Origin of the sequence: Streptococcus oralis (assembly GCF_023109315.1) — a bacterium.
Lineage (GTDB): Bacteria > Bacillota > Bacilli > Lactobacillales > Streptococcaceae > Streptococcus > Streptococcus oralis_BS.
In genome coordinates, this window is sequence record NZ_JALDUF010000002.1 from 376,941 (window position 1) to 389,959 (window position 13,019).

Consider the following 13,019-nt stretch of genomic DNA (forward strand, 5'->3'; position numbering starts at 1 on the left):
AGGAGAAGAGATGAAACCGTCTATTTATAGTTTAACACGTCAAACCATGCAAGAATGGGTATTAGAACAAGGAGAAAAGAAATTCCGAGCAGATCAAATCTGGGAATGGCTCTACCGTAAACGTATCCAGTCATTTGAAGAAATGACCAACCTTTCTAAAGATTTGATTGCTAAGCTCAATGACCAGTTTGTGGTCAATCCATTGAAACAACGGATCGTACAAGAGTCTGCTGATGGTACCGTTAAGTATCTTTTTGAGTTGCCAGATGGCATGTTGATTGAGACAGTACTTATGCGTCAACACTACGGTTTGTCAGTCTGTGTGACCACTCAGGTTGGCTGTAATATTGGTTGTACCTTCTGTGCGTCAGGCTTGATTAAGAAACAACGTGACCTTAATAACGGTGAAATTGTAGCGCAGATTATGCTGGTTCAGAAATACTTTGATGAGCGTGGTCAGGATGAACGTGTCAGTCATATCGTTGTCATGGGAATTGGTGAACCATTTGATAACTACAACAATGTTTTGAATTTTGTCCGTACCATCAATGATGACAAGGGGATGGCAATCGGTGCTCGTCACATTACGGTTTCAACCTCAGGTTTGGCCCATAAAATTCGTGACTTTGCTAATGAAGGCGTACAGGTCAATCTCGCTGTTTCCCTTCACGCACCCAATAATGAATTGCGCTCAAGCATCATGAAGATTAACCGTGCCTTTCCGATTGAAAAGCTCTTTGCAGCTATTGAGTATTATATCGAAACAACAAATCGTCGTGTGACCTTTGAATACATCATGCTCAATGAAGTCAACGACGGAGTAGAACAAGCCTTGGAATTAGCGGAATTGCTCAAAAATATCAAGAAATTGTCTTATGTAAACTTGATTCCCTATAACCCAGTTAGTGAACATGACCAATATAGCCGTAGTCCTAAAGAGCGCGTGATGGCCTTCTACGATACCCTCAAGAAAAAAGGGGTTAACTGTGTTGTCCGTCAAGAGCATGGTACAGATATTGATGCAGCTTGTGGACAATTACGTTCCAATACAATGAAACGTGACCGCCAGAAGGCAGTCGCAGCGGTAAATCCATAAAATGACTAAAAAAAGAGAATTAATCTTAAGATTGGGAGTGGCTGTTTACAGCCTATGCATTGTCTGTTTTTGTTTTACTCCCCAGCCTCAACTTCCTACAGGAGTGGAAACTCCAGGTATTCAAACTTTTGGACGCCTGGTTTTTCTTTTAACTCCCTTAAACTCCCTTTGGAATCTAGGTGAAGTGACCAGTTTGGGACAAGTCATTTGGATCTTTTTGCAGAATATTTTAAATGTCTTCTTGCTTTTCCCTCTGGTCTTTCAACTGGTCTATCTCTGTCCAAACTTGCGGCAAACCAAAAAAATCCTCCTTCTCAGTTTTCTACTGAGTCTAGGAATTGAGTGTACGCAACTGGTCTTAGACTTTTTCTTTGATTTTAATCGCGTCTTTGAGATTGATGATTTGTGGACCAATACCTTGGGAGGCTATCTGGCTTGGTTCCTCTATAAAGGACTGCATAAAAACAAGATAAGGAATTAGAATGAGTATTTTAGAAGTTAAAAATTTAAGTCACGGTTTTGGTGACCGTGCAATTTTTGAAGATGTGTCCTTCCGTCTCCTCAAGGGAGAACATATCGGTCTAGTCGGTGCCAATGGTGAAGGGAAATCAACCTTTATGAGCATCGTGACTGGTAAGATGTTACCTGACGAAGGAAAGGTGGAGTGGTCTAAGTATGTGACTGCTGGCTATCTGGATCAGCATGCTGTGCTAAAGGAAGGTCAAACTGTGCGTGATGTCTTGCGGACAGCCTTTGATGAGCTTTTTAAAGCAGAAGCTCGTATCAATGACCTCTATATGGAAATGTCAGAAGAGGGTGCTGATATTGATGCGCTAATGGAAGAAGTTGGTGAGCTCCAAGATCGTTTGGAGAGTCGTGACTTCTATACTTTGGATGCTAAGATTGATGAAGTGGCGCGTGCTCTCGGTGTCATGGACTTTGGTATGGATACGGATGTAACTGCCTTATCAGGCGGTCAAAGAACCAAGGTCCTCTTGGCCAAACTCCTCCTTGAAAAACCAGATATCTTGTTACTGGACGAGCCAACCAACTACTTGGATGCTGAACACATTGACTGGCTCAAGCGTTATCTCCAAAACTATGAGAATGCCTTTGTCCTTATTTCGCACGATATTCCTTTCCTAAACGACGTAATCAATATCGTCTATCATGTTGAAAATCAACAGCTGACGCGTTACTCTGGTGACTACTACCAGTTCCAAGAAGTCTATGCTATGAAAAAATCTCAGCTGGAAGCAGCCTATGAACGTCAACAGAAAGAGATTGCAGACCTCAAGGATTTCGTGGCTCGAAACAAAGCGCGTGTTGCAACGCGTAATATGGCCATGTCCCGTCAAAAGAAACTCGACAAGATGGATATTATCGAACTCCAAAGCGAGAAACCAAAGCCGTCCTTTGATTTTAAACCAGCTCGTACGCCAGGGCGCTTTATCTTCCAAGCCAAGGACTTGCAGATTGGTTATGATCGTCCTCTGACCAAGCCTTTAAACCTTACTTTTGAACGCAATCAAAAGGTTGCCATTATTGGGGCCAATGGTATCGGGAAAACAACTCTCTTGAAGAATCTCTTAGGCATTATTCCACCGATCGCTGGAGAAGTCGAACGTGGAGATTACCTAGAACTTGGTTATTTTGAGCAAGAAGTAGAAGGTGGCAATCGTCAAACACCTCTTGAAGCTGTCTGGAATGCCTTTCCTGCCCTTAATCAAGCAGAAGTTCGTGCAGCCCTTGCCCGCTGTGGTTTGACGACCAAGCACATTGAAAGTCAGATTCAGGTCTTGTCAGGTGGGGAACAAGCCAAGGTGCGTTTCTGTCTCTTGATGAACCGTGAAAACAACGTTTTAGTCCTAGACGAGCCGACCAACCACTTGGATGTAGATGCCAAGAAAGAACTCAAGCGCGCGCTTAAAGAATACAAAGGAAGCATCCTTATGGTTTGCCACGAACCAGACTTTTATGAGGGCTGGATGGACCAAATCTGGGACTTTAACAAGCTAACTTAAAAATGAGAAAAAAGAAATACAGTATCGAATGCGGATACTGTATTTTTTAGGTTATTTAGGATTTAAAATCGTAATCTTTTATCACTTCGATACTATCGATAGTGATAGCAGTAGTTGGTTTGTCTTTTTCATCTTTTTCAGCCTTAGCAATCTTGTCAACAACATCCATGCCCTCGATGACTTGGCCAAAGACTGGGTGTTTACCATCTAGACTAGGATTTCCACCCTCTTTATAGGCTTCGATGATCTTCTTTGGATACTTACTTGTAGGGAGTTTAGCAGAGGTATCTGTAGAGTTTTGGTTGATGAAGAACTGGCTACCGTTGGTGTTTGGCTGACCAGTGTTAGCCATAGCAAGGGCTCCGCGGATATTGTATAGGTAAGGAGAAATTTCATTTTTGAAACCAGTTCCCTTGTCCTTCGTTTTATCCTTATCATGCCAGATAGATTGACCCCCTGTACCATCTCCCTTAGGATCTCCAGTTTGGACCATAAAGCCATCGATGACACGGTGGAAGGTGATGCCGTTATAGTAGCCTTCTTTAGCGTGAGTAAGGAAGTTTTCAACCGCAAGAGGTGCTATTTTTGGAAAGAGTTTGATACGGATATCGCCTTGATTTGTGTGTAAAATGACCTCAGCTTCGTCTTCAGCAACTTCCTTAGAAAGTTGAGGGAAGTTGGCATTGTCATTGGTCAATGCGTCATTCAAATCTTTGGCAGCCTGAGCAGCTGTTTTAGAACTTTCTTCAGCTGAGATACTGGAGTCGACATAGTCATCGCCACGCAGACTACGTTGGATACTGCTACATCCAGCTAGGGCAACAGTTGATAGTAAAAGAAGGGTTGCTAGTTTTTTCATTGTTAACCTCTCAAAAATTCATTTCTATCATTGTACCTTAAAAGGAAGTGGATTTCAAATGTAAAAGATTTTACTAAAAGTTTCTAGTAGCTGAAAAAATTAAAACTCTGTCAAGTTTTTTTCTTGACACCTGTCAGAAATCTGCTATAATAGAACATGTGCTAAATAGCTCAGCTATTTCACCGAAATAAAAAATAAGAAAAGAGACATTAAAAAATGGCAGTTAAAATCCGTTTGACTCGTATGGGTTCTAAGAAAAAACCTTTCTACCGTATCAACGTAGCAGACTCACGTTCACCACGTGACGGACGTTTCATCGAAACAGTTGGAACTTACAACCCACTTGTTGCTGAAAACCAAGTAACTTTGAAAGAAGACCGCGTTCTTGCATGGTTGGCTGATGGAGCTCAACCTTCAGATACAGTTCGCAACATCCTTTCAAAAGAAGGCGTATTGAAAAAATTCCACGATTCTAAATTCTCAAAATAAGTTTAAAGTAGGTTGACAGATGGATACGATTGAAAATCTCATTATTGCGATTGTGAAACCTTTGATTTCACAACCTGATGCCTTAACTATCAAGATTGAAGACACACCAGAGTTTTTGGAGTATCACTTGGATCTTGACCAAAGCGATGTCGGTCGTGTTATCGGTCGTAAGGGTCGCACTATCTCAGCGATAAGAACGATTGTCTACTCTGTCCCAACTGAAGACAAAAAAGTAAGAATCGTTATCAATGAAAAATAAAAAAAGCGGGACAGATGTCTCGCTTTTTTGTGGAAAGCAGAAGATGAAAGATTTAACGTTTAGACAATTACAAGATTATTTACTCGAACATTACCAGCAATCTCGAACTGAGGAAGGCCTCTTTATCAAGCTAGTGGAGGAAGTCGGAGAAGTAGCAGAGGTCTTGAATGGGCGCTCTGGTCGAAAAGAGGGTGTCCAGGACTCAAATGAGGAACTAGCCAAAGAACTGGCTGATATCATTCATTACACCGTCGCAATTGCAGCTATTAATGACATAGACCTAACCAAAACCATCTTTGACAAAGATAAGAAGGCTGCCATTAAGTATCAACATGAAAGAGATTTGGAAGGATTTTTGAATGGGAAGGAGAGTTGATGTCCTCTTTCTTCAACTTGTGAAAATCCCTGGAACGTGATAGAATAAAGGATAAGGGTTTTTAATAAATCATTGTTATAGAATGAGTGGATTTCTTTATGAAACGGTTTGAAGTAACTACAAAAATTGGCAGTCTCTTTGTTACTTATAAAAAGAAAAAGAAAGTGCTTGTTTGTTTAAATGGCGCAGGTTTGCTACCAAGTTATGAAAATTTTTCACTTATACTTGAAAAACTTCCTTCAACAATTGGTTATTTGACAATTGATTTTCCAAACACAGGTAGGAGTCCGATTCATGACCAATCTGGAAAAAATCTGGACAATCTTGTAGACGCGGTTTATGAAGTACTTGAAGAATTGGCAATTTCTGAATATATACTTTGTGTACATAGTTTGAGTGGAATTTTGGTTTTCAAATTGATGAGCAAATCAATTAAGTGTCAGGCTTTAGTAGCAATTGAACCAACAACTAAAAAAGTAATGTTTTCTGATTTTTCAGAAAATCCTTATCCAGAAATGGAAGAGCAGATGAGACTGATTGAAGAGTGTGGCCCCGAAGTTTATTTTAAGAACATAACTCAAGCAGCATTTAGCTCTGAAACTAATGAAGAAATCTGGGATTTAGTGCAAGAAAAAGATTCAGAGTTGGAAAGACAAGTTCCAGAATTTCATATATATTGTGAGATTACTGAGAAAGATTTTAAGAATGTATCTATAGAAGCTCATATTCCCGTTTTTATTTTTTGTCAGGCTTATAGAGAAAAAGAGTACAGAGAATCAGAGTATTGGACTTCCAATACTAAGCTCATTTTAGGAGGGAATCACCATTATTTACAATGGTCAGAATCAGAAAAAATTGCAGCCATCATTCGAGAATTGTCAGAATAAGATGGAAAGAAGGAGAGTACAGGAGACAAGATGAACTACTTTAATGTTGGAAAAATCGTCAATACGCAGGGTCTACAAGGTGAGATGCGCGTCTTGTCTGTGACGGATTTTGCTGAGGAACGGTTTAAAAAAGGGGCAGAGCTGGCTTTATTTGATGAAAAAGATCAGTTTGTCCAAACAGTGACCATCGCTAGCCACCGTAAGCATAAGAACTTTGACATTATCAAATTCAAAGACATGTATCATATCAATGCGATTGAAAAGTACAAGGGTTATAGTCTCAAGGTCGCTGAGGAGGATTTGAACGACTTGGACGATGGGGAGTTCTATTATCACGAGATTATCGGTTTGGATGTTTACGAGGGTGATAACTTGATTGGAACTATCAAGGAAATCCTGCAACCAGGTGCCAACGATGTCTGGGTGGTCAAGCGAAAAGGCAAGCGTGATCTGCTTTTACCTTACATTCCGCCAGTAGTTCTCAATGTTGATATTCCAAACAAGCGGGTTGATGTGGATATCTTAGAAGGGTTAGACGATGAAGATTGATATTTTAACCCTCTTTCCTGAGATGTTTTCTCCATTGGAACACTCGATCGTTGGAAAAGCTCGAGAAAAAGGTATCTTGGATATCCAGTATCATAATTTCAGAGAATACGCTGAAAAAGCTCGTCATGTTGATGATGAGCCCTACGGAGGCGGTCAAGGGATGTTACTCCGAGCCCAACCTATTTTCGATGCTTTTGATGCTATTGAAAAGAAAAATCCCCGTGTCATCCTCCTTGATCCTGCTGGGAAACAGTTCGATCAGGCTTACGCTGAGGATTTGGCCCAAGAGGAAGAGCTAATCTTTATCTGTGGTCACTACGAAGGGTATGACGAGCGCATCAAGACCTTAGTAACCGATGAAATTTCTCTAGGAGACTATGTTTTGACTGGTGGTGAGCTGGCAGCCATGACCATGATCGATGCGACCGTTCGCCTGATACCAGAAGTAATTGGCAAGGAGTCTAGTCACCAGGATGATAGCTTCTCTTCAGGTCTTCTCGAATATCCTCAATACACACGCCCTTATGACTATCGAGGCATGGTGGTACCAGATGTGCTCATGAGTGGACACCATGAAAAGATTCGTCAGTGGCGACTGTATGAGAGCCTAAAGAAAACCTATGAGCGTAGACCCGACCTGCTAGATAACTATCAACTAACAGCCGAAGAAGAAAAGATGCTGACTAAAATTAAAGAAAACAAAGAATAAAGGAGAACCTTATGCAAGTAATCAAACGTAATGGAGAAATTGCTGAATTTGATCCAGATAAAATTTACCAAGCTGTCCTAAAAGCAGCTCAAACCGTTTATGTTTTGACAGATGATTTGCGTCAAAACCTTGCACAAGTTACTAAAAAAGTCGTTTTGGACTTGGAAGAAGCAAAAGTGGAACGTGCGACTATCAGCATGATCCAATCAATGGTTGAGCACCGCTTACTTGGAGCTGGCTACATTACCATTGCAGAACACTATATCTCTTATCGCTTGCAACGCGATTTGGAGAGAAGTGGTTATGGTGACCATATCGCCGTTCATCTTCATTTTGAACAAATCCGTTAAGAAAAAGAGTGGGATGCAAAGAACATCTCACTCTTTCTTAAATAGACTTTTCTGAGCTCTCTGAACAGTAGATGGGACAAAGCGTAGTCTTTTAATATCACTGATACGAATGATTCGTGTCACATTTTTTGTAAAATTTTTGACGATAATTTGTTGGCGATTAGCATCGTGTTTGAGAATATCACCTGTAAAACTTGTCTCAGCAAGTATCACATGAACAGCCGTCTTTTTCTGGATGGCTTGTTCAATCAAAGCAGTAAGGGAGTTGTCCTCGATTTGAGGATGATCATCATTCCCATTGAGAAAACTATGTAGTTTATCTAGAACTAGTTGGAATGCCTGTCTCATAGAATCCTCCCTTCTTATATATCCACATTATATAAAATTTTCTTAAAAACCACAAGATTTTTCGAATAATCTAATGAAAACTAAAAAGGAGAACAAAATGGCAGAATTTACATTTGAAATCGAAGAACACTTGCTAACCTTGTCCGAAAATGAAAAAGGATGGACCAAGGAAATCAACCGTGTCAGCTTTAATGGAGCACCAGCAAAGTTTGACATTCGCGCTTGGAGTCCAGATCATACTAAAATGGGCAAGGGAATTACTCTTACAAATGAAGAATTTCAGGTAATGGTGGATGCCTTTAAAGGTGGAAAATGAGAAAAGGATAGTGAATTTTACTCACTATCCTTTTCTTGTAAAATCATATAGTCTCGAAGAGATATTGTTGTTAATAGGAGAAATGTTTTTTTAAACTTTTCTGGTGGAGTAGGGTTCTCTTTTCGTATCCAAGCTTCAATAAAAGTGATAATCATGTTTGCGATGACATAGGTCATGTCATCTTCACTAAAGTCGAATTCCTTGTTGTAGTGGACATTCTTTAGAATCCATTTTGAATAAGTATCTCTTAGGAACTCCTTCCAACCAGGATCTGCTTGAGTTACAAAAAGTGTTCGAATGATATTCCTATTTTCATAGATCAAAGGAATTGCAAAATTCGCAAAACACTCAATCGGATTTCCATCCCTTCTCGAACAATAATTATTAAATATCTGGAAAATTTGTTGATCGGCCCGTTCATGAATATATTTGATAATATCATCATAGTTATGAAAATGTTTTTGATAAATCGCTTGTCTTGAAATACCCGCTTGTCTAGCAATTTCACTCATTGTGAAGGAACTACGTTGAGGATTTTGTTTAGCCAGTGATATAAAAGCAGAAATGATAGAATTTCGAGTATCTTTAGTCATAAGTGTCCTTTCTATGAAATAAATTGTGAATAGGTATCAATTAAAATATTAGATAAAATTGACAACTTAAAAGAAACTGTTTGTAAAGAATTACAGCGATAAAATATCTTAATATTGTTTATATTACTAAATAAATTATAACATAGAATCAACAATTCTCCTAATGAATGATATAAAAAGTGTCTATTTTGCTAAACTATAAGAGGAAAAATAATGTAATAAAAACTTTAAAATGATGTATAAAGAACAAAGTGTGTATTGCATAATATATAATTTAAAACTATCCATCCTCCATGAGCCTATTCTAGATCGTATTTTAGAAAATGATAATATACCTTGAAATTTATAATGTTTGAGAACTTTTATAATCCAAATACTTTAATTACCAATATGAACTCATTATGTATGCCATGATGAAAGTAGACAAACTGTAAATTTTTTCTTTAAGGAATATTCATAAAAAATTAATATAATACTTGAGGTTATGATATAATAAGATGAATGATATTTTGCGAGTTTTCATTCATAAGTGAGTAAGAAATCCTATTAAAGATTAAATTAAATCATTACTTTGAGCAGTATTACTAGCCATAGCAAGTAACCGTCGCAGCTACCATAGGAAGAGTCTTGTGGTAAATCTAGCAATTGAAAGGAGTGTTGCCTATTGAACAGATGTGACGTACTTCTCAATTAATTAAATTTAATCAAATAGAAAGGATTTTTTATGGATAAACTAAAGAAAGTACTAGGTTTTCTAGTATTTCCTCTTTTGCTATTGCTGATGTTCTTCCCGACAGGTGAAGCACAGGCGGCAACTGACGTTACCAATAAAGCCCATTTCGAGAAGTTGGAGATTACTATAGCATCTACAGGAAGCAAGACTGAAGGAATTCATGGTTCAAATGATACTTCGATGAAATTGAAATATTCAGGTGAATTCTCATTTCCCAATGTGGCAGCTAATGAAATCAAGGCTGGTGATTACTTTATCGTAAAGGCTCCAGATAACTTGAGTTTGACGGATGGTAGTCTGGATTTGATTGATTCGACGTCAAATATCAAAATGGGGACTGTCCAAGTGGATAATGCTAACCATCGGCTGGTATTTACCTTCAATGACAAGGTGAAGGACAAGCAAAATATCCGTGGGGACTTTGTTGCAGAAGCAACTGAAACACTCCAAAAAGAGGGGAAAACGGTTACTTACGTTTTGCCAGATGGTAAAACACAGACCATCACGTATAAAGTGAATAAATATGAACAGACTGACGTGATAGGAGAAACCATTACAAAGTACGGTTATAACGATAACAATAAGGCGAGAGCACATTTTCAGATGAAGATTAATCGCGCTAAGAAAGATATGACTGGACATGTGGTGAAGATTACAGATGACGTTTCAAAGGGAGCTTTTGCTAACTATGTGGAAGGTACTTTCTATATGTATGAAGCGGAATTTGAAACGACGAATACGAATTCATCTGCTCTTAAACATTTAGGTGATAAATACGAAATCACAACCGATCCGGAGGTATACAAGGCTAACTCAGACAAAAAAGCTTTGTTGACCTTTGTCAACGGGAAACGAGGATTTGAGTTGCTCATGCCGACCAATATGGGAACAAAGAGCTTTTTCTTAACGTATGATACGTCCTCACCAGCAGATACTTCAACGATAAGTAACTCAGCGCAGTACTTGATCGATAACCAACCACAACTTATTTGGGAAAAATACGGAGGTAGTACTGGAACCAGAACAGAAGCAACGTTTAATTTAAAGACGGTTAAATCTGTAGGTGCATCAGTCACAGCTGATATTGCTGGTAAGATCAAAATCACAAAATACGATGAAGCGGATGCAACTGTTAAGTTGGCAGGCGTTGTCTTTGAAATCCGTGAGAAAACCACTAATAATTTGGTTGATACCGTTACAACAGATGCGGATGGGATAGCTGTCTCAAAGGCTCTCAATAATGGTAAGTATATCGTTAAAGAAAAAACTCCTAAATCAGGCTATCAGGTAAATAGTCAAGAGTTTGAAGTTGAGATGAAAGATGGAAAAGGTGTTCCCCTCAACATCTCCAACAAACGTGAGACAGTTGACTTTGAAGCAACCAAGACTTGGGTAGGTGGTAAGAAAACTGACTATAAAGAAGTCAAACTCGGTTTGTATGTGCATAAAAAAGGACAAACTGTTGCGGACTCCAAACCTGTTTCAGGAAATTATACACCTGAAGTGACAGAGTCCAATGGTGTTTATACTTACAAGTGGAAAAATCAACTACCTAAGTATGATGTTGATGGAACTACAGAGTTAGTCTATTCTGTTCGCGAACTTGAAGACCAGACTAATCTTCCTTTGGCTGAAACAGAAACAGTTGCAGGTGGAACAAGTGATTATGTCGTATCTTACAACGAAGATAAGACAAAAATTACTAATACCTATAAACCAGCAAAAATTAGCGTGACTGCTAAGAAAGTCTGGACTGGTGGTAAGGAAACAGTTCGTCCAACAGTTTACTTCAAATTGTACCGTACGCCAGAAGGTGGAGCGATTGAAGAAGTAGTTGGTGTTAGTCAAAAAGAAGTTCCCAAAACAGATGGAACTGTAGAATGGACAGACCTTCCTGCGACAGATGATCACGGCGTGAAGTACACTTACAGTGTGATGGAAGTTGATGATGAAGGCAATCTTGTCACTAATGTGGATGGTTATACAGCCAATCAAACAGCTGATTTGACTGTTACAAACACCTATGGTACTTCACCAACTAAGGCTGATATTGAAGTCAAAAAAGAATTAACGGGTGGTCGTCCAACACCTCTTCAAAACGAAGAATTTGAATTTATCTTGAAAGACAAAAATGGTCAAGAAGTTCAAAGAGCTAAGAACGATGCAGCTGGTCGCGTAGTCTTCAAAGATATTCCTTTCGATAAAGCGGGTGAATACGAATTTACTGTTGTTGAAGTGAATGCTGGTCAAACCATCGATGGTGTGACTTATGATGGTAGAACAGTACCAGTCACAGTAAGTGTAACAGATGATGGAAAAGGTAAACTGGTTGCGACAGTATTGTATCATCCTATTACTGCTGTGGCACTTCCGTCAGCTAATTTGGCCTCTTCAGCACCTAGTTCTAATCTTGTACCACCACTTACTGGTGCAGTGAATAGAGCTACTGATGCTGGAATTCAGACATTCAAAAATACCTATAAAGCAACTAATGCTAAGGCCGTTCTTGAAGTAACTAAGCAGTTGACTGGTCGTACGACAGGAGCTCAAGAAAATGAGTTCGAATTTACGTTGACAGACCAAGCTGGTAACGTTGAAACTAAGAAAAATGATGCAGCTGGAAAAGTTAAGTTTGATGAATTGACCTTCGATGAAGCAGGTACTTATACTTACACCATCAAGGAAGTAAAAGCTGGCATAACGGAGAATGGTATCACCTACGATTCTAAGACAGTCACAGCTAAAGTAACTGTAACAGATGACGGTCATGGTAAACTGACTGCAGTTGTTGATTACAGCAGTGATGGTACAGCTAACAGCACAACCTTTACTAATGTCTATACACCAGCAGGAGCTACAACCGCAACTCTTGGTGCTAAGAAAGTTCTTGAAGGAAAAGCTCTTGAAGCAGGTAAATATAGCTTTGTCTTGAAGAAAGAAGACGGTAGTGTTGTCGAAACAGTGAAAAACGCTGCTGACGGAAGTGTTACTTTCGCACCAATCTCATATGATGAGAGCCAAGTGGGAACTCACAAGTACACAATCTCAGAAGTTGCTGGCTCTGAAGCAGGAATCACTTACGATAAGACAGTTCAAGAAGTTGAAGTTAAAGTTGAAAAAGTAAGTGCAACTGAATTGAAAGCAACTGTTTCGAAAGAAGCAAAAGACCTAGTCTTCACAAACAAATACACACCAGCAGGAGCTACAAGTGTAACTCTTGGAGCTAAGAAAGTTCTTGAAGGTAAGAACCTTGAAGCAGGTAAATACAGCTTTGTTCTGAAAGAAGGCGACAAAGAGCTTGAAACAGTTACAAACGCTGCTGATGGAACAGTGACCTTCTCACCAATCACATACGATGAGAGCCAAGTGGGAACTCACAAGTACACTATCTCAGAAGTTGAGGGCTCTGAAGCAGGAATCACTTACGATAA

Annotated in this window: 15 protein-coding genes; 12 read left to right on the top strand and 3 right to left on the bottom strand. The window is 39.2% G+C overall.

The genetic code is table 11. The annotated features are described in order from the left end of the window. Window positions 1–10 precede the first annotated feature (10 nt). The 3 genes from rlmN to M1F74_RS04540 are packed head-to-tail and all read left to right on the top strand — an operon-like array spanning window position 11 to window position 3,120. On the top strand, window positions 11–1,096 hold the full coding sequence (gene rlmN / locus M1F74_RS04530; protein WP_247946416.1) for a 23S rRNA (adenine(2503)-C(2))-methyltransferase RlmN: 1,086 nt from the start codon (window positions 11–13) through the stop codon (window positions 1,094–1,096). A 1-nt stretch (window position 1,097) separates the two neighbouring features. Continuing rightward, window positions 1,098–1,577, top strand: a complete 480-nt coding sequence (locus M1F74_RS04535) for a VanZ family protein (RefSeq protein WP_247946417.1) — start codon at window positions 1,098–1,100, stop codon at window positions 1,575–1,577. Between the two features lies 1 nt (window position 1,578). Further along, a complete protein-coding gene (locus M1F74_RS04540; protein WP_247946418.1) occupies window positions 1,579–3,120 on the top strand; it encodes an ABC-F family ATP-binding cassette domain-containing protein in 1,542 nt (513 codons plus the stop codon). 55 nt (window positions 3,121–3,175) lie between these two features. On the opposite strand, the gene M1F74_RS04545 is transcribed toward M1F74_RS04540, so the two are convergent. Next, window positions 3,176–3,979, bottom strand: coding sequence for a peptidylprolyl isomerase (locus M1F74_RS04545; protein WP_247946419.1), 804 nt, complete (start codon window positions 3,977–3,979; stop codon window positions 3,176–3,178). Between the two features lie 216 nt (window positions 3,980–4,195). Between M1F74_RS04545 and rpsP the strand changes: the two genes are divergently transcribed. The 7 genes from rpsP to M1F74_RS04580 all read left to right on the top strand — a co-directional run bounded on the left by rpsP (window position 4,196) and on the right by M1F74_RS04580 (window position 7,598). Continuing rightward, window positions 4,196–4,468 carry a 30S ribosomal protein S16 gene (rpsP, locus tag M1F74_RS04550; RefSeq protein WP_000268760.1) on the top strand — a complete coding sequence of 91 codons (273 nt, stop codon included), beginning with the start codon at window positions 4,196–4,198 and terminating at the stop codon, window positions 4,466–4,468. A 19-nt stretch (window positions 4,469–4,487) separates the two neighbouring features. Then, window positions 4,488–4,727 (top strand): RNA-binding protein KphA, encoded by a 240-nt coding sequence (gene kphA, locus M1F74_RS04555; RefSeq protein WP_000379619.1) that lies wholly within the window; start codon window positions 4,488–4,490, stop codon window positions 4,725–4,727. A 43-nt stretch (window positions 4,728–4,770) separates the two neighbouring features. Beyond that, window positions 4,771–5,103 (top strand): MazG nucleotide pyrophosphohydrolase domain-containing protein, encoded by a 333-nt coding sequence (locus M1F74_RS04560; RefSeq protein ID WP_247946420.1) that lies wholly within the window; start codon window positions 4,771–4,773, stop codon window positions 5,101–5,103. A gap of 98 nt (window positions 5,104–5,201) precedes the next feature. After that, window positions 5,202–5,990 carry an alpha/beta hydrolase gene (locus M1F74_RS04565; RefSeq protein ID WP_247946421.1) on the top strand — a complete coding sequence of 263 codons (789 nt, stop codon included), beginning with the start codon at window positions 5,202–5,204 and terminating at the stop codon, window positions 5,988–5,990. 30 nt (window positions 5,991–6,020) lie between these two features. Next, window positions 6,021–6,539: a ribosome maturation factor RimM gene (gene rimM / locus M1F74_RS04570; RefSeq protein ID WP_125422536.1), complete on the top strand. Its 519-nt coding sequence runs from the start codon at window positions 6,021–6,023 to the stop codon at window positions 6,537–6,539. Further along, window positions 6,529–7,248, top strand: coding sequence for a tRNA (guanosine(37)-N1)-methyltransferase TrmD (trmD, locus tag M1F74_RS04575; protein ID WP_247946422.1), 720 nt, complete (start codon window positions 6,529–6,531; stop codon window positions 7,246–7,248). The genes rimM and trmD overlap by 11 nt, the downstream gene beginning before the upstream one ends. An 11-nt stretch (window positions 7,249–7,259) precedes the next feature. Then, a complete protein-coding gene (locus M1F74_RS04580) occupies window positions 7,260–7,598 on the top strand; it encodes an ATP cone domain-containing protein (protein WP_001196045.1) in 339 nt (112 codons plus the stop codon). A gap of 27 nt (window positions 7,599–7,625) precedes the next feature. On the opposite strand, the gene M1F74_RS04585 is transcribed toward M1F74_RS04580, so the two are convergent. Next, window positions 7,626–7,946, bottom strand: a complete 321-nt coding sequence (locus M1F74_RS04585) for a hypothetical protein (protein WP_247946423.1) — start codon at window positions 7,944–7,946, stop codon at window positions 7,626–7,628. A gap of 97 nt (window positions 7,947–8,043) precedes the next feature. Between M1F74_RS04585 and M1F74_RS04590 the strand changes: the two genes are divergently transcribed. Further along, on the top strand, window positions 8,044–8,262 hold the full coding sequence (locus M1F74_RS04590) for a YdbC family protein (protein ID WP_084920649.1): 219 nt from the start codon (window positions 8,044–8,046) through the stop codon (window positions 8,260–8,262). A gap of 17 nt (window positions 8,263–8,279) precedes the next feature. Here the strand turns inward: M1F74_RS04590 and M1F74_RS04595 are convergent, their stop codons facing one another. Further along, complete coding sequence (locus M1F74_RS04595) at window positions 8,280–8,855, bottom strand: TetR/AcrR family transcriptional regulator (RefSeq protein ID WP_247946424.1); 576 nt, start codon at window positions 8,853–8,855, stop codon at window positions 8,280–8,282. 724 nt (window positions 8,856–9,579) lie between these two features. Here M1F74_RS04595 and M1F74_RS04600 point away from each other — a divergent pair. Next, on the top strand, window positions 9,580–13,019 hold a 3,440-nt coding region (locus M1F74_RS04600; protein WP_247946425.1), incomplete at its 3' end, for a Spy0128 family protein.

What these genes read in the sequence shown, in the direction of transcription:
- rlmN (WP_247946416.1), top strand. Translation starts at nt 11, where the DNA reads ATGAAACCGTCTATTTATAGTTTAACACGTCAAACCATGCAAGAATGG.
- M1F74_RS04585 (WP_247946423.1), bottom strand. Translation starts at nt 7,946, where the DNA reads ATGAGACAGGCATTCCAACTAGTTCTAGATAAACTACATAGTTTTCTC.
- M1F74_RS04560 (WP_247946420.1), top strand. Translation starts at nt 4,771, where the DNA reads ATGAAAGATTTAACGTTTAGACAATTACAAGATTATTTACTCGAACAT.
- rimM (WP_125422536.1), top strand. Translation starts at nt 6,021, where the DNA reads ATGAACTACTTTAATGTTGGAAAAATCGTCAATACGCAGGGTCTACAA.
- kphA (WP_000379619.1), top strand. Translation starts at nt 4,488, where the DNA reads ATGGATACGATTGAAAATCTCATTATTGCGATTGTGAAACCTTTGATT.
- M1F74_RS04595 (WP_247946424.1), bottom strand. Translation starts at nt 8,855, where the DNA reads ATGACTAAAGATACTCGAAATTCTATCATTTCTGCTTTTATATCACTG.
- M1F74_RS04545 (WP_247946419.1), bottom strand. Translation starts at nt 3,979, where the DNA reads ATGAAAAAACTAGCAACCCTTCTTTTACTATCAACTGTTGCCCTAGCT.
- rpsP (WP_000268760.1), top strand. Translation starts at nt 4,196, where the DNA reads ATGGCAGTTAAAATCCGTTTGACTCGTATGGGTTCTAAGAAAAAACCT.
- M1F74_RS04565 (WP_247946421.1), top strand. Translation starts at nt 5,202, where the DNA reads ATGAAACGGTTTGAAGTAACTACAAAAATTGGCAGTCTCTTTGTTACT.
- M1F74_RS04535 (WP_247946417.1), top strand. Translation starts at nt 1,098, where the DNA reads ATGACTAAAAAAAGAGAATTAATCTTAAGATTGGGAGTGGCTGTTTAC.
- M1F74_RS04540 (WP_247946418.1), top strand. Translation starts at nt 1,579, where the DNA reads ATGAGTATTTTAGAAGTTAAAAATTTAAGTCACGGTTTTGGTGACCGT.
- M1F74_RS04580 (WP_001196045.1), top strand. Translation starts at nt 7,260, where the DNA reads ATGCAAGTAATCAAACGTAATGGAGAAATTGCTGAATTTGATCCAGAT.
- trmD (WP_247946422.1), top strand. Translation starts at nt 6,529, where the DNA reads ATGAAGATTGATATTTTAACCCTCTTTCCTGAGATGTTTTCTCCATTG.
- M1F74_RS04590 (WP_084920649.1), top strand. Translation starts at nt 8,044, where the DNA reads ATGGCAGAATTTACATTTGAAATCGAAGAACACTTGCTAACCTTGTCC.